Consider the following 15,450-nt stretch of genomic DNA (forward strand, 5'->3'; position numbering starts at 1 on the left):
GGTTTTTACGTGCCGGTTCCCCTGAGGAATCATGCTCCGCCTACTGCAGCCGCCGCTGCCGGAACATCGGAAACTGCTCCTTCACCCGCGCCACCGTCCCAAGCGAAACCTCAACCACCCGCACCCCCGGCTCCAACCCGAGGTCGGCCTCAACGTAACCCATCGGATCCACCAGCAGGCTACGGCCCACAGACACCGGCGGTGCCTGGCAGACGCCGGCCACGTAGACGCTGTTCTCGATGGCGCGGGCGGCGTTCAAAGCCAGCCACTGCTCCGTCTTGTGCGTGCCCGGCACCCAGCACGAGCAGACCAGCAGCACCTGCGCACCGGCGTCGGCCAGGGACCTGGCGAGCTCCGGGAACCGCAGGTCGTAACAGGTCATGAGACCGAACCGCGCTCCCCCGGCCTCGAACACCACCGGCTCGGTGGACGGTCCCGGCTTGATGAACGTCGATTCCCCGAAGCCCTGCGCGTCGAACAGGTGGATCTTCCGGTACACGGCCAGCCGGGTGCCGTCCGGCCCGAACGCCACCAGGGTGTTGTAGGCCCGGCCCTCCTCCTCGGATGCTTCCACCACCCCCGCCACCAGCGCGATGCCGTGGCGGGCCGCGATGGCCGCAAGCTCTTGGCAGACCGGGCCGTCCAGCGGCTCGGCCACCGCCGGGAACGACGCGTCCACGATCTTCTTCTCGTACGTGGCGTACTCGGGGAAGGCCACCAGCGTGGCACCGTCGCCGGCAGCCGACGCGGCAAACCGGTCGATCGCGGCCAGGTTCGCCCCGACGTCGGTGCCGGACTCCAGCTGCCCGAGGGCTATCCTCACACCCGTTCCTTCCATCCCGTGAGCATCAAGTACAGAAACCTAAAGCACCGCGGCGTCAGGCGGCGGCCTCCACGGTGGCCTTCTCCGTCGTCGTCATCTCCGGCGGCGCGGCCCGGAAGCCGCGGGTGATCAGCGCCAGCACCACCACACCGAGCGCCAGCCACGACAGTCCCAGCGTAATGGCGTTGCTGTCCAGCTGGGAGAGCAGGTACGCGCAGACGATGGCGCCCACCGCCGGGACCACCACATAGGAGACGGCGTTCAGCTGCTCCCCGGCACGCCGCCGGCGCACGTAGTGGAACACCACGGACGCGTTGACCAGCGTGAAGGCGGTGAAGGCACCGAAGTTGATGAACGACGTCGACGTGGCCACGTCCAAAAAGATCGCGATCAGGCCGACGATGCCGGTGACCACCAGGTTCACCACGGGCGTGTGGAACTTGGCGCTGAGCTTGCCGAAGACCGCCTTGGGCAGGACGGAGTCGCGGCCCATCGCGTAGATCAGGCGGGAGGCGCTGGCCTGCGCGGCGAGGCCGGAGGCGAACTGCGCCACCACCAGCCCGGCGAGGAAGACCGCGCCGAAGACCTGCCCGCCGATCTGAAGCGCGATGGCGCTGGCCGCGGACGCCGAGTCCTCGAACACGCCGCCCGGGTGCACCAGCTGGGTGATGTAGGAGACGGCCACGAAGATGCCGCCGCCGATCAGCGCGATGAGCATGATGGCGCGGGGCACGTTCCGGCGCGGGTCCACGGTTTCCTCGGTGAGGGTGGTGACGGCGTCGAACCCCAGGAACGAATACGCCGCGATCGCCGCGCCGGCGGAGACGGTGGCGAAGCTGGACGTGCTGTTGAAGAACGGCTCCGTGCTGGCCAGGCCCCCCGCGCCGGAGATGGACACCACATTGCCGATGGCCAGCACCACGAAGAACACGATCACCAGCAGCTGGAACGCCATCAGCACGTAGTTGGCCTTGTCCGCCACCTTGATGCCCAGGACGTTCAGGACCGTGGTGATGAGTATGAAGCCGACAATCCAGAGCCACATGGGCACGCCCGGGAACTGCGCGCTCAGGTAGGACGCACCGATCAGCCAGATCACCATGGGCAGGAAGAGGTAGTCCAGCAGGATCGCCCAGCCCACCAGGAAGCCCACCCGCGGATCGATGGACCGGCGCACGTACGTGTAGGCGGAGCCGGCCACCGGGTAGGCGACCGCCATCCGGCCGTAGCTGTGGGCGGTGAACAGCATGGCCACCATCGCCACGAGATAGGCCGACGGCGCCGCCCCGCCCGTGGTCTCGGCGATGAGACCGAAGATGGCCAGGACAATCAGCGGGGTCAGGTACGCCAGGCCGAACAGCACCAGCGACGGCAGCTTCAGCGTGCGGGTCAGGGTTGTTGTGGTCACGTGGTTTTCCTTAAGCATTGAAGGACGGGGGCGTCCAGGTCACCGGATTGATCCGGCCTTGGTAGACGGGCAGTTCGACGGCGACCTCGCCGTCCCGGAACTGGGACCAGGGACGGTTGAGGTTCTCCGTCCCGTGGGTGCGGACGTGTTCGACGGCGGCCAGGTCCAGGTCCGCTGTCAGCAGCACCTCGGCGTCGTTCCCGGCTTCCGCGATGGTGTTGCCTTCGGGGTCGACGATGATGCTCTTTCCCTGGCCGATGGGGCCGGCGCAGTTGACGCTGACCACGAACACCTGGTTCACGATGGCGTTCGCCTTGGCCAGCACCAGCTCCTGCCGCCGGTCCGGGGTGGTGGTTTTGACGACGTTGAGGATGACCTCGGCGCCCATCCAGGCGAGCTGGCGCGAGACTTCCGGATACCAGGCGTCGTAGCAGATGTTCAGGCCCACCCGGCCGATTCCGGCCAGGTCCACGGTGGTGAACCGGTCGCCGGGGTCGTAGGGCTCGAACGGGCGCCAGGGGAAGATCTTCCGGTAGTAGCCGGCCAGCTCCCCCTCCGGGGACAGCACCAGCTGGGTGTTGAACAGCTGGCCTTCCGGGCCGCGCTCGCAGACACTGCCGGGGACCAGCCAGATGCCGAGGTCCGCGGCGAGCTCCTTTAGCTCCTTGACTCTTGGACCGTCCAGCGGTTCGGCGGAGTCCTGCAGCGCTTCGGTGCGCTGCAGGTCCGGGTCCCCGTCGCCGAACAGGTGGAGCTCCGGGAAGACCACCAGTTTGCTGTCCGGCTTGGTCTTGAGGGCAGCCGCTACCTCGTCCGCGAAGGCCGAAACGGGTTCGCCGATGAGCCGGGGCCGGGCCTGGGCTGCGACGAGGGGAAGGATGCGTGGCATGGGTTTGTCTCCGGGTTGGGGTGTGATCCGGATAATATTAGATCGGAATGATCCAATTATGGGAAGGGGCGGCGGATGGGCCGTAAAGTAGCGGATATGACCCGTCAGTTGGAGGACACTGCCAGCGCCTCCCCCATCGGCGCCGGCGCCCTGGCCGGCATCGACCGCAGGAGCGCCATCGACGCCGTGCGGCTGCGCATCGGCATGGCCATTTCACTGGGGCTGCTGAAACCCGGCGAGCGCCTGCCCGACCAGGAGGACGTGGCGCTGGGCCTGTCGGTCAGCCCGATCACTGCCCGGCGGGCACTGGCGAGCCTCGCGGACCAGGGCGTGGTGGTGCGCCGCCGCGGCCGGGCCGGCGGGACGTTCGTGGCGGACGAGCCGCCGCGGAACGTGCTGGCGGAACTCACCGCATCACCGGCCGAGTCCCAGGCCGTGAACCGGCTGGTGGACCGGCGGCTGCTCTTCGAATGCGCGGTGACGCACTACGCGGCCGCCAACGTAACGGCCGTACAGCTGGACGAGCTGGAACAGCTGACGCGGGACATGGCAGAGTCCACGGACTGGTCCGGCTACCACCAGGCGGACGAGCAGTTCCACCAATTGGTGGGCACCGCGTCAGGGCTGGGGACCGCCGTCGAGGTTTATCACGAGACGCTGGCCGAGCTGTACGCCTACTTCATCCCCTACCCCATCGAACTGCTGCACAAATCCAACTGCGACCACGTGGCGCTGGTGGCCGCCCTGCGGGCACACGACGGGGACACCGCCGTCGAAATCTCACGGAAGCACGTGGACATCCTGCACCGGAGCATGTTCATGGGGCTGTCAGCGCGAACGGACACTTGAGGCCCCTGCTTGAACCTCTAGCCGGGGATTGCGCCGATCTGCTGCATGAGCCTCATGTTGTCGGTGGTCCCCCAGTGCTCGGCGACCTTTCCGTCCTCGACTCGGATAATGTCAGTCCCGCCGAATTCGACACTCTTCCCGGTTCCTGCGACGCCAGCCATCTCTCCACGATGTGTGCCAGTGAGGACGACGTGGCATGCCTCCATGTTTCCGTCGGCCAGCGACGGCTCGAGCGACTTGACCCTGATATCCGGGAACGCCGTCCTCACCGCATTCACGAAATAGCGGACACCCTCCTTGCCGGGCGGCTGTCCGGGAAGAGCCTCCTCATGATCCAAATAGTCGTCCGTCGCCAACTCATCAATGAGGGACAGATTTCCACCCTCGATGATCTCCCTGTAAAAACGCTCGATCAGTCCACTCCCGTTAGCCATTTCCGAACCCCTCGTGCATGAGACCCATCACAGTTCCCCCAAGGGCGTTTGGCCCCATGGCGGCCAGCGCAGCGACGACGCCCCGCAGGCGCCCCTTCTCTGGCAGTAACCACCAGACTCAGCCGCGGAATCACTTTGGAAACGCGGCCAAAAGCCTGGTTATGCCTGACAGTATTCCCGGGCCCCAGCGCCGTCAATACGCCGTTACTGGCCTTGAAGACCGTCCACTTTTGAACCACCTACAACAACACCGAAGTGGCCCTCCCAACCGCCCGCCGGCGCTGCCGGCGGACCCCGCCACAGTGCCACCGCGGCCCCAAGCATTCCTGCCGCATCCCTTTCGCAGGACACCTAGTCAGAATGCGTAAAAGCAGGATAATGTATTTCTTGTCAAAGGATGCAAATTCCTCCTGCCCGGCAAAGCCGCCGGCAGGGAAGGACTGCCTCACCTCCCCGGCGCGCCGCCGCCGCGAAAGGAACCACCATCATGAACTACGCAAGCTTCGTATCTGCAGACGGCTCCCCCACATGGGGCATCATTGCCGACGGACGGGCGTACGATCTCGGCCCCAGCGGAGCCAACCTTGCCCGCACGCTCCGCGCCGCCGTCGAGCAGGGCATCTTCGGCACCGTCGGTAAAGAGTTCCGCAGTGCCCCCTCCCGCGCGGAAGTGGACATCGAGTTCCTCCCCGCCGTCACCGATCCCGGCAAGATCATCTGCATCGGAGTGAACTACCGCAGCCACCAGGAAGAATCCGGCAAGACGGAGCAGAAGGCTCCCACCATCTTTACCCGTTTCGCTGATTCGCAGATGGGCCACCTGCAGCCGGCCCAGATGCCCGCCACTACCACCAAGTTCGACTACGAAGGCGAGATGGCCCTGGTCATCGGCAAGGAAGCATTCCACGTGGCCGAAGACGACGCCTTTGACTACGTTGCCGGCTACGCCGCCTACAACGATCTCAGCGTCCGTGACTGGCAGCTCGCCGCCTCCCAATGGATCCCCGGCAAGAACTTCCCCGGCACTGGCGGCTTCGGGCCCTACCTCGTCCCGGCCGCCGAGCTGGGCGACGTCAGCGGGCTCACCCTGGAAACCCGGGTCAACGGCGACATCCGCCAGAAGGCCTCAGTGGCCGACCTGTACTTCACTATTCCGCAGCTGATCGCCTACGTCACCGGCTTCACCAAGCTCTCCCCCGGCGACGTGATCGTCACCGGCACGCCCGGTGGTGTGGGCCTCTTCATGGAACCGTCCGGCCTGCTCTCGGCTGGTGACGTCGTTGAGGTGGAAATCACCGGCCTGGGCACCCTGAAAAACACGGTGGAGCTCGTCTCCTGACCCACCCTGCTCCGACTGCACTCTTTGAGGAACGGAACTTAGATAGGCATGGACAAAATCATCGAAACCGACGTACTGGTCATCGGGGCAGGCCCCATCGGCCTGGCTGCGGCCAACCTGCTGGCGGACCAGGGCGTCAACGTGATGCTCGTGGAACGCCATGCCGGTACAAGCGACGAACCACGGGCCATCAGCGTCACCGACGAGACGCTGCGCGTCATGCAGCAGATCGGCATTCTGGACCGGCTGGCGCCGGAGATGCTCATGGACACGGGCGCCCGCTACTTCGGCCGGAAGGAACAGCTGCTGGCGGAGGTCTACCCGGCGAGCCCGAGGCTGGGTCAGCCCGGAAAGTCGCAGTTCGACCAGCCCGTGATGGAATCGCTGCTCCTTGAAGCCGCCCGGGCCCGTCCGTTGATCGACGTCCGCTTCAGCACTGAGGCGTTCCGCATCACGGACGGGCCCGAGCATGCGGACACGGTGCTGATCGACGACGACGGCAAGCACACCGTCCGCTCCAAATGGGTGGTGGCGTGTGACGGCGGCCGCAGCCCGGTCCGCTCCCAGCTCGGGATCCCGATGGAAGGTTCCACCCAGACCCAGAAGTGGATCGTGGTGGACACTATCAACGCCCCGGGTGAACCGGAGCGGTTCTCCGAGTTCCACTGCAACGGGACACGTCCCGTGGTGGTGGTCCCCGGAGTCCATGGCCGCTGCCGTTACGAGTTCATGCTCCTCCCCGGCGAGGACGCTGCGGCAGTGACGTCCCCGGAGGCCATCATCAGGCTCATCGCGCCGTTCCAGACGATTGTCGCGGCGGACATCCGCCGCGCGGCCGTGTACGTTGCCCACCAGCGCGTGGCCCTGAACTACCGCGTGGGGCACGTGCTCCTTGCCGGCGACGCAGCCCACATGATGCCTCCGTTCGCCGGCCAGGCCCTGAACGCAGGCATCCGTGACGCCGCCAACCTTGCCTGGAAAGTCGCCGCGAACGTCCGGGGCACCGGCACCGATGCGCTGGTGAACACCTACCAGGCAGAGCGGCGCCCGCACGCGGTGGACATGGTGCGCCTTTCCCACCGGATCGGCAAAGTGGTGATGAACGTCAACCCCGCGCTCACCGCCATCCGCGACGCCGCCATCACTGCCTCCGGCATCGTTCCCGCCGCCAAGGGCTGGCTCGCGGGCATGAAGTTCCTCAAGCAGCCGCACTTCACCGATGGCTGTGTGGCGGACCTGGGCAGTTCAGTTTCCAGGTGGGCGGCCGCGCTGGTGGGCCGCTCCCTTTCCCAGCCGCAGGTCACGCTGTCCACCGGCGACGCGGTCCCGCTGGACACCGTCCTCGGTACGGGCTGGGCACTGCTGCACTTCCCCTACGATCGGCGCGCACCCCTTGAGGTCCGGCGGCTGGGCACCGTGGAAAACGACGACGACGGCGCGCACCTCGCGCAGACAGACGTCACGGCCGTCACGGACACCAGCGGCGCGTTCGCGGCTGTCGCCGGCAGCGGTACGACCCTCGTGGTGCGGCCCGACCGCTATGTCGCAGCAGCCACCACCCCCGACACCGAGCAGGCGGCGTTCGAAGCGCTGGCCGCGTACGTGCCGCAGCTGGCCCGCCTGCGACACGCCGCAGCTGGAGCGCCGGCTATACGCTGAGAGACCATGGGAAGGGAGCGGGGAGGCCAAGCGGCCTCCCCGCTCTTTTTGCTGTCCGCATGCCCAACTAAGCAGCAGCTCAGGGCGTTCCCAGCGCCGAGAACGCCCTGAGCTGCTACCGAGTTGGGAAAGGCGCGAACGACGGCGGGGCCGCACCCGTCGGGATCGGAATCCCTGGGTGCGGCCCCGCCGTCGCGGTTTGGATCTGCTGGTTAGACCTCGCCGCCGTGGCGCTCAATCACGTCGCTGGCCAGCTGCTTGCCGAAGGAGGTGTGCAGGCGGAGGGCCTCCGCCGCGCGCGCGTAGTCGTGTTCCTTCAGCGCCGCCGTGAGCTCGACAATGTGGCTGTGGTCCATCTTCCGGGCCCACTCTTCGCTGTTGAGGGCTTCACGCCAGACGGTGCCGATTCCGAGGCGGCGGAAGGCGTCAGTGAGCTGGGCGGAACCCGCCACGCTCACCAGGCGGTTGTGGTACTTCGCGTTGGTCTTGAGGAACTTGTCCAGCGCTTCCTTGCCGCCCTGGCGCAGCAGGGCCAGCTCGTCGGTAAGCCGGCTCAGTTCCGCAATGTCCTCGTCCGCAAACTTCTCGAAGTGGCTCGCGAGGACGCCGAGCTCGATGGTGAGGCGGCCGTCGTAGACGCTGTCCGTCAGCTCGCGGGTGATGGGCGCGGGCAGGAATTCGCCCCTGTCACCCCGGGTAACGAGGGATTCGGCCGTCAACTTAACCAGCGCGTTGTGGACGTTGTGGGGATCGGACTTGGAGTGGGCAGCGATCTCGACCGGATCCAGTGCGTGATGCAGCGGAGTTCGGCGGCCCAGCACCCAGTCACGCACGGCGTCGTAGGCGGCGAGCTCCTTGACCCTTTCGAGCCGTCCGAACGCGCCGCGGAAGTACGCCAGCGGCTCGCCTGCGCCGGCCTTGGCCTCCGTGACCTGGCCGAGGAATACGGTGTGCGTGCCGCCGGTAGGGGTTTCCGCAACCCTGCAGACAATGGTGGCGAGGGCGCCGTCCAGCATCGGTACTCCCTCGGCTGACATGGTAACCGAGACGCCGTCGAACTTGTCTCCGCCCTTGCGTCCGAACTTCATGGCGAGGTCGCTCTGGTCCTCGGCCAGGATATTGATGCCGAACACTCCGGCCTTCAGCACGGCGTCGTGCGTGGAGCTGGAGCGGTTAAGGCAGGCAAGCATCATGGGCGGCTCCATGGACAGCGACGACACGGCCGACGCCGTCGTTCCGTAGAGCTCGCCGTCCACGACGGTGGTGATCACCGTGACGCCGCTGGCGAAATGGCCCACGACATGACGGAAGGCAGCGGGATCAACGGTGATCTCCGCGGCAGGAACAACCTGATGTGTATTCATTTCATCCTCCTGGGATTTATTTCTGAAAGTGGGGTGTGAAGAGCTTGATGAGAGGTGCCAGGCTGTCCAGCTCCTCAAGGCACTGGACGAGCCGGACCGCTTCCTCGGCATTCCTGCGCGGGGTCCTGCCTCCGAACTCGGCATTGGCGTAGTACTTGTCCAGGATCTCCGCCTCGCTCATCGGGCTGGCGTAGATGTCACCCCTGGGCACGTCCGTCCGCGTCCTGAGCACGGAACCGTCCCGGAGCCGCAGCTCCACTTCGGCGGTCAGCGATTCCGCAGGCGGCAGCGAATCAACCAGCCGGATCTTGTCCAGCAGCCGCTGCAGGCGCGGATCCTGCATATGCTCCAGCGTGAGGTGCTCCGGCCGGACCGTCCTGTACAGCAGGGCCGTCGCGGCCGTGAAGCGGATGCTGAAGGCGCCGGAAACCTCCGGGCACTCCCCGATCACGAAGGGCTGGCCCACGAAACCCTTCAGGGTCCGCGGGGTCACATGGATGAGGATCTCCTCGATCTCATCCTCGTTGAGGTTGTTCTCGGTGGCCAGCCGCACACAGGCGTCCAGTGAGGGGTGGCTCGCCCGGCACGAGGACCACGGCTTGATCACACAGTCTGCATAGAAGGCCTGGCCGAGCCTGCGTGTCACCTTCTCGGGCGCCGGCGACGAGCAGTACATGTCCAGGAACCCGTGCGGACCGCCGATGGCGTCCGCCGGCCCGGTGAACCCGGACTGCGCCAGCTCCGCGGACACGATGGAATTACGGGCGGCGAAGGCGATGGGCAGTTTGAACGCAAGGGTCTGGTCGAAGATGTTGGCTACCGTCCCAGACAGCTGGTTCACCCCGATTCCCAGCGCGTTCCGGACCTGGTCCGCGCCGAGCCCCATCAGTTTGGCGGCGACGGCGGTGCCGCCGAGTCCGTTAACGGTGCCTGTGTTGTCCTGGCCGCTGTACACGTCAAAGCCCGACGCCGCGGCGAGACGCGAGGTGAGGTCATCCCCCACTATCAGTGCGGTGAGCATGTCACGGCCCGAGGAGCGCTGCTGCTCGGCGACGGCCAGGGCCACCGGAACCGTGGTGCCGCTGATGTGGGCGGCGGACTGCGTCTGGTCCTCGTATTCCGCACCGATCGGCTCGAAGTCGTAGGACCGCATCATGACCGCATTGACCATCGCCGCATTGTGGGCCGGCAGGCGGATGCCGTGGACCAGCACCCGTGATTCCGGGGCACCGCCCCAGCGGCGGGCGAGGCCCAGCAGGGCGTCGTTGCCCTGGGCGCGGTGGCCTGCAGCGATGTTGCCCAGCGCGTCGATGATCCGGATCTTGGCCCGGGCCACGGTGCCGGCGTCAAAGGCCTCGAAACTGGCGTCAGCGACATGCCGGGCCACAGTGCCCGTCATGTTTTCCAGGCCGTCTTCGAGGCCGGCGGCCTCTGCTATCTGCGCCGTCATTACGAAACCTAGCCCCGCGCCCCGACGGTGATCCTGTCGGCGGTGGGGGCGTCGCCCGACGCAGCGGAGGAGCCGTCCGGCACAGCGGGAACGCCGTCGATTTCCGCGAACATGGCCTGGTAGGCACCGGTCTCCCCGGCAGCCTGGGCCTTGCGGTGGTCCAGGGCACGCGCACGGCCGATGCTGCCGAGGTAGAAGCGTTCGTAGAGCTCGATCCGGCTGCCCAGTGCCGAGCCGGCGAAGTCCCAGGCGGTGCGCATGATGCGGGCGCGTTCCTGGGCGCTGATGCCGTTGGCGCCGGGCAGGTACTTCTTCAGCAGCGGGCCCAGGCGCGGATCGTTGAAGGCACCGCCCGTGGGGGTTGCCAGCAGATTGTGCGAGCCCATGGACTTGATGATTTCGTTGATCCGGATCATCCAGCCGGGCATGATGGCCCGCAGGGAGCTGATGTCGTCGTGGCAGAAGAACGCTCCGCCGCCCCAGTCCGAGGCCCGCAGTTCCGCGGAGTGGATGGCCGCGCGGGTGAGGCGCAGGTAGGTGTAGATTTCACCGAGCATGGCGCCGACGTCGGGCTTGTTCTCGGTGCCGGTCACCTTGGCGATCTGCGTGCACAGGTCGTAGGCGAACTCCAGCTTCACGGCGGCGCGGATGGCCGTCTGCTGCTGGGTGTTGCCGGAAGCGGTGCCGGCGTTGATGGAGTTGTAGATGTCCAGGTTGCCGTCGATGAACACGCGGTCCCACGGCACCAGCACGTCGTCAAAGATGATGACGGCGTCCTGTTCGTCGAAGCGGGCGGAGAACGGCTTGTCCGCAACATCGGCGTCCACGCCGTAGTGGTCCCTGCAAATGGCAACGACGCCCGGGGTGGCCACCGGAATGGCAAAGGAAATGGCGTATTCCTCGTACCCCTTCTGGATGGGCACTGCGGGGTAGACATACAGCTCGTCGGCGATCGGACCGAGGGTGGCGAGCATCTTCGCGCCCTTGACGATCAGGCCCTGCTCGGTCCGCCCCACCACGCGCAGGGTGAGTTCCTCGTTCATGCCCTGCAGCTCCCCGACGTTCTTGTCGATCGCGGCGTGCACGATGGTATGGGTCAACGCGAGATCCTTTTCGATCACTTCGCGCTGGTATGCCACCAGCCTCTGGTGGTACACCGGGTCCCCGGAGCGGTCGAAGATGTCCTTGCGGGACACGTGCCCTGCCAGGACCACATTGACGTAGTCCGGCGTACGGCCCAGCATGCCGTTGGAGTACCGGGCCAGGCGGTCGAAGGCGCGGTGGCGGCGGGCGATGTCTTCCTCGTTCCTGGGAAGCGAGTGGCTCACGTTCATGGCCTCGCCGGTCTCCGGATGGGTGGTCAGGCAGTCCGCCGCGTACTTGTGCTGGTAGTCGAAGTAGCCGGCCATGCCTTCGACGGAACCCTTGAAGGCCGGGTGTTCTAGGACGGAGATACGCTCCGATCCCAGCCACACCTCGCGGCCGTCGTCCAGGCCCCGCTTGTACTCTGCTCCGGTGCGTGCAGTCACTGTGATCTCCTTCTCAGCCTGATCCAGCGCTTGGCCGGTCCGCTACATTTTGAAGTAAAAATATATTCTTGTTCGATTTTATATAACTTGGCGAACTTTGACAATGGTTTGGCCGGTACGGCTGCCTGCGGGGATGCTTGCGCCTAACGCCGCGCGCGGAGTTCCGGTTCGATGGTGCCGGCCACTACTCCATCGGCGGCCAGGGCATGCAGCTGCGGATGGTCCGCAGTGAACCGGTCCAGTGGTTCCCCATCTGCGGAACGTGGGCGGCCGTTGGCCACAAAGCTGAGAAGCAGCGACCGCAGCTGGCCGGAGACCGCCTCAAAGCTGTCCTCCGGAAAGCCGCGGAGCATCGGAGCGTCCCGCCAGTCCTCCCTGTTTCCAAAGAGGAACGGCAGTTCAAAGCAGTGCGGACTGCCAACCCCGTCAAGCTTGCTGGGAACCGAGAACCGGAGCAGCGTGGCTTCCACACCGGCCGCATTCGCCCGGCCGGCAAGTTCAGTCGCGGCAAGGCGGAACTGGTGCAAGCTCATGGCCTCCACGAGCTTTGCGTGCGGCGTTGCATCGGGGATCCGGGAGTCCAGGAAGTCCAGGACTTCGGGGGCTTCCTCGAAGTGGCCAGCCACGAAACCCGCCACCTGCTCCGGGCTCACGGCAGCCACCGGCACAGGGTGCAGGAAGGCGGCGGCCTCGTTGTCCGTACTGCTCAGCAGCAAAGATTCCACATGCAAGGACGAGGCAGCACGCCGGAAGTCCATGGCCCAATCTGGCACCAGCCCGCCATCCGCCGCCGGCACCAGCCCAAGGCCCCGTCCCGCATACGCCTTGCCGACTGCTGCCTGGGCTTCAAGGATGGCCGGAACGGGCGCGGTAGCCAGTGACCCGCCGTCGAGGGCGCCGTCGGGTGTCCCGCCGTCGAGCGCGTCTTTAAGGAAACCGTTGAACAGTTCACGGCGCTCCGCATAGGCGGCGGGGCTTAGCGGGGGCTGCCAGGGCAGGCTGAACAGCGCTGTCCGGCAAAACAGTCCCTTGGCAGCCGGGGCAAGGCTCAGCACGTAGGCGTACCAGGCCCCTGCCGAATGGCCGGCGAGAGTGACGGCCGCGGGGTCTCCGCCGAATGCGGAGATGTTTGCCGAAATCCACGTGAGCGCCTGAAGGATGTCCTGCACGCCGAGGTTAAGCGGCACTCCGGATCCACCCAGCAGCGCCAGCGCGCCGAGCCGGTAGCTGACGGTGACCACCACGGCGTTGCCCTCGGCGGCGAGCCGGGCGCCGTCGTACCAGCCGACGTTCCCGGCGCCGCTGATGAAGGCTCCGCCGGGGAGGAAAACGAGGACCGGCAGGTCCAGGGCGCCCTCGGGTGTCCAGATGTCCAGCAGGAAGGAGTCCTCGTCCTGTTCCAGGCTGGACAGCGCCGGGCCCATCAGCCAGTCCAAGGATCCGGGTGACTGCGGGAACACTGTGGAACCTGCCTGCGCGCGCCCGGGTGAGGGATCGCGCAGCGGCGAGAACCTGTCTGCGGCATCCAGCCGCTCACCGTAGCGGACTCCGGGAACGTGGACGACGCCGTCGACCGCTTTTCCGGAATACTCCAGGCTTCCGGTGGAGAAGACCTGCGGGCCGGCGATGACGTTGGCGCTCATGCCAGCTGGTGGTAGTCGTCGAGGTTCACGGTGCGCGTGATCTTCCAAAAGTCCACCACCGGGTACGGCCAGATCTGCGAGACGCGGCCGAACCTGTTCTTGTACCAGGTCTGCACCGAGGGATGGCCCCAGGCCTTGGTGGCGCTGGCGGCGTCCAGCTTTTCGATGAACCCGTCCAGCACCTCCTGCTTGAGGTCAAGGCTCTTCAGGTCGTTTTCCAGGATGATCCGGATGGCCTCGAGGATGTATTCGACGCCGTATTCGATCATGGAGTACAGGCTGCCGTTGACCACATGGCCGGTGTTGGGGCCCGTGACCATGAACAGGTTGGGGAAATTGGGAACCGTGATGCCGGCGAAGGCCTTGGCATCGCCGCCCCAGTATTCGTGCAGGTCCGTGCCCTGGCGGCCGGTGATTTGGAGCGGCTCGAGGAATTCAGACGCCTGGAAACCTGTGGCGTAGACGATGATGTCCACCTCGTGGAGCACGCCGTCCTTGGTGACGATGCCCTCGGGCACCATGCGCTCCAGGCCCTCCGTGACCAGCGTGGTCTGCGGTTTCTTGAGCGATTCCGCCCACACACCGTTGTCCCGGAGCATGCGCTTGCCGCCAACGATGTAGTTGGGCGTGACCTTGGCCAACAGATCGGGGCGATCCTGGTACTGCCTGGCCAGCAGTTCCGTCAGCTCGCGACGCACTTTCTCGTTCACGGCAGAGACGCTGCCTGGCTTGTTCCAGCCCGGCTCGGCAACGGCAGTGTGCTGGCGGCCCTCCACTCCCAGCCAGTGCTGCCAGAACCGCAGCCACTGCCCGTAGTGCGGGAGCTTGCGGACCAGCCACTGGACCGAATCCGGCATGTCGTCGTAGTAGCCCTTGGTGGGGAGCATCCACGGCGAGCTGCGCTGGAATACCGTCAGCGCGGACACCTGGTCCACGATGGCCGGAACAATCTGGTAGGCGCTGGCACCGGTTCCGATCACGGCGACCCGTTTGCCCGTCACGTCCACGCCGTTGTCCCATTCCGCCGAGTGCATCTGGATGCCGGCAAAGGATTCACGGCCGGCAACGTCAGGGTACTTCGGCCGGTCAAGCTGCCCGACGGCGGTAATCACGGCATTGAACCGGCGGGTGACCGGGCGGCCGCCGGCGTCGATCGTGTCAACGTTCCACAGGCCTGTGGCTTCGTCATAGTCCGCGGAGGTCACTTCGGTGTTGAATTCGATGTTTTCCAGGATGCCGCCGCGTTCAGCCACCTGGCGGGTGTATTCGTAAATTTCGGGCCCCTGGGAGAACTGCTGGGGCCAGTCATCCCGCTGGGCGAAGGAGAAGCTGTAGGCATAGTTGGGAGTGTCCAGCCGCACGCCGGGGTAAGTGTTCTTCCACCAGGTGCCGCCCACGGTATGGCCCTTCTCGAACACCGTGTAGGGCACGCCGGCCTGCTTCAGGCGGTAAGCCGCCGCCATGCCGGAGACGCCCGAGCCGATGACGGCGACGCTGAAGTCCCGCCCCACGGCGATGTCCCGGAAGTTCCACTTCGGCTTGCCACCCTGGCCCTCCACCAGGGCCATGTCATGCATGAGCATGGGATGGTACTCGGGGTTGGCAGCGTTCGTGATCCACGTGAGAACGTCCTGCGCCTGTGCCTCGGTGAGTGTCCCCACGCCGGTCAGGTTCTCATCCCGAACGCGTTTCAGTGCCGCGAATGCCAGCCCCCGCGCCTGTTCCTGCTGTTCAGGGTCCATGCCGCCGTGGGGCAGGCCCGTAATGTCAGCGGGGTGCTGCGGCGGGCGAAGGTCTTCGCGGAGTAGCGAGAAGTCCTGGGTAACGGCGGCCAGGGCGACCATGAGGGCCGGAAGGTCCGAGCGCTCCACCACATTGTGGAGGAACGCGTCGTCTTCAGTGATGGCCTCGTACTTCTCGCGCCAATAGAGGTCGTCCACCAATGCCTCCCCTGGGGCCTGGACTGCTTCGGTGCTGGAGTTGGTCAAGGCGGTTCTCCTTGTGATTGCGGGATCTGCAGAGGACCGACGTGATCCGGGTCTCTCTTGCTGGCTTACTCCATT

The 15,450-nt window shown here is 66.1% G+C and carries 12 protein-coding genes; 3 read left to right on the top strand and 9 right to left on the bottom strand.

What is annotated here, in order from left to right; all coding sequences use genetic code 11:
• Positions 1-40 precede the first annotated feature (40 nt).
• The 3 genes from J7I85_RS07275 to J7I85_RS07285 are packed head-to-tail and all read right to left on the bottom strand — an operon-like array spanning position 41 to position 3,120.
• Positions 41-823: a carbon-nitrogen hydrolase family protein gene (locus J7I85_RS07275; RefSeq protein WP_214848786.1), complete on the bottom strand. Its 783-nt coding sequence runs from the start codon at positions 821-823 to the stop codon at positions 41-43.
• 55 nt (positions 824-878) lie between these two features.
• Positions 879-2,231: an APC family permease gene (locus tag J7I85_RS07280; protein ID WP_214848789.1), complete on the bottom strand. Its 1,353-nt coding sequence runs from the start codon at positions 2,229-2,231 to the stop codon at positions 879-881.
• 10 nt (positions 2,232-2,241) lie between these two features.
• Positions 2,242-3,120 (bottom strand): carbon-nitrogen hydrolase family protein, encoded by an 879-nt coding sequence (locus J7I85_RS07285; RefSeq protein ID WP_214848790.1) that lies wholly within the window; start codon positions 3,118-3,120, stop codon positions 2,242-2,244.
• 96 nt (positions 3,121-3,216) lie between these two features.
• Between J7I85_RS07285 and J7I85_RS07290 the strand changes: the two genes are divergently transcribed.
• On the top strand, positions 3,217-3,969 hold the full coding sequence (locus J7I85_RS07290; protein WP_214848792.1) for a FadR/GntR family transcriptional regulator: 753 nt from the start codon (positions 3,217-3,219) through the stop codon (positions 3,967-3,969).
• A 17-nt stretch (positions 3,970-3,986) separates the two neighbouring features.
• On the opposite strand, the gene J7I85_RS07295 is transcribed toward J7I85_RS07290, so the two are convergent.
• On the bottom strand, positions 3,987-4,403 hold the full coding sequence (locus J7I85_RS07295) for an ester cyclase (protein ID WP_214848794.1): 417 nt from the start codon (positions 4,401-4,403) through the stop codon (positions 3,987-3,989).
• Positions 4,404-4,890: 487 nt separating this feature from the next.
• On the opposite strand from J7I85_RS07295, the gene J7I85_RS07300 reads away from it, so the two are divergent.
• Together J7I85_RS07300 and J7I85_RS07305 are read left to right on the top strand one after the other, a co-directional pair.
• Positions 4,891-5,742, top strand: coding sequence for a fumarylacetoacetate hydrolase family protein (locus J7I85_RS07300; protein WP_214848796.1), 852 nt, complete (start codon positions 4,891-4,893; stop codon positions 5,740-5,742).
• Positions 5,743-5,790: 48 nt separating this feature from the next.
• Entirely contained in the window at positions 5,791-7,401 is a 1,611-nt protein-coding gene (locus J7I85_RS07305; protein WP_214848798.1) for an FAD-dependent monooxygenase, read from the top strand.
• Between the two features lie 212 nt (positions 7,402-7,613).
• Here the strand turns inward: J7I85_RS07305 and J7I85_RS07310 are convergent, their stop codons facing one another.
• The 5 genes from J7I85_RS07310 to J7I85_RS07330 all read right to left on the bottom strand — a co-directional run bounded on the left by J7I85_RS07310 (position 7,614) and on the right by J7I85_RS07330 (position 15,375).
• A complete protein-coding gene (locus J7I85_RS07310) occupies positions 7,614-8,765 on the bottom strand; it encodes a flavin reductase (protein ID WP_214848801.1) in 1,152 nt (383 codons plus the stop codon).
• A 16-nt stretch (positions 8,766-8,781) separates the two neighbouring features.
• A complete protein-coding gene (locus tag J7I85_RS07315) occupies positions 8,782-10,215 on the bottom strand; it encodes an MmgE/PrpD family protein (protein ID WP_214848805.1) in 1,434 nt (477 codons plus the stop codon).
• Positions 10,216-10,223: 8 nt separating this feature from the next.
• Complete coding sequence (locus tag J7I85_RS07320) at positions 10,224-11,744, bottom strand: 4-hydroxyphenylacetate 3-hydroxylase N-terminal domain-containing protein (RefSeq protein WP_214848808.1); 1,521 nt, start codon at positions 11,742-11,744, stop codon at positions 10,224-10,226.
• A 143-nt stretch (positions 11,745-11,887) separates the two neighbouring features.
• Positions 11,888-13,387, bottom strand: a complete 1,500-nt coding sequence (locus tag J7I85_RS07325) for a carboxylesterase family protein (protein WP_214848834.1) — start codon at positions 13,385-13,387, stop codon at positions 11,888-11,890.
• Positions 13,384-15,375, bottom strand: coding sequence for an NAD(P)/FAD-dependent oxidoreductase (locus J7I85_RS07330; protein WP_214848836.1), 1,992 nt, complete (start codon positions 15,373-15,375; stop codon positions 13,384-13,386). Before J7I85_RS07330 ends, J7I85_RS07325 begins: the two co-directional genes overlap by 4 nt.
• Positions 15,376-15,450: the final 75 nt, after the last annotated feature.

Origin of the sequence: Arthrobacter sp. ISL-65, assembly GCF_018613795.1 — a bacterium.
GTDB lineage: Bacteria > Actinomycetota > Actinomycetes > Actinomycetales > Micrococcaceae > Arthrobacter.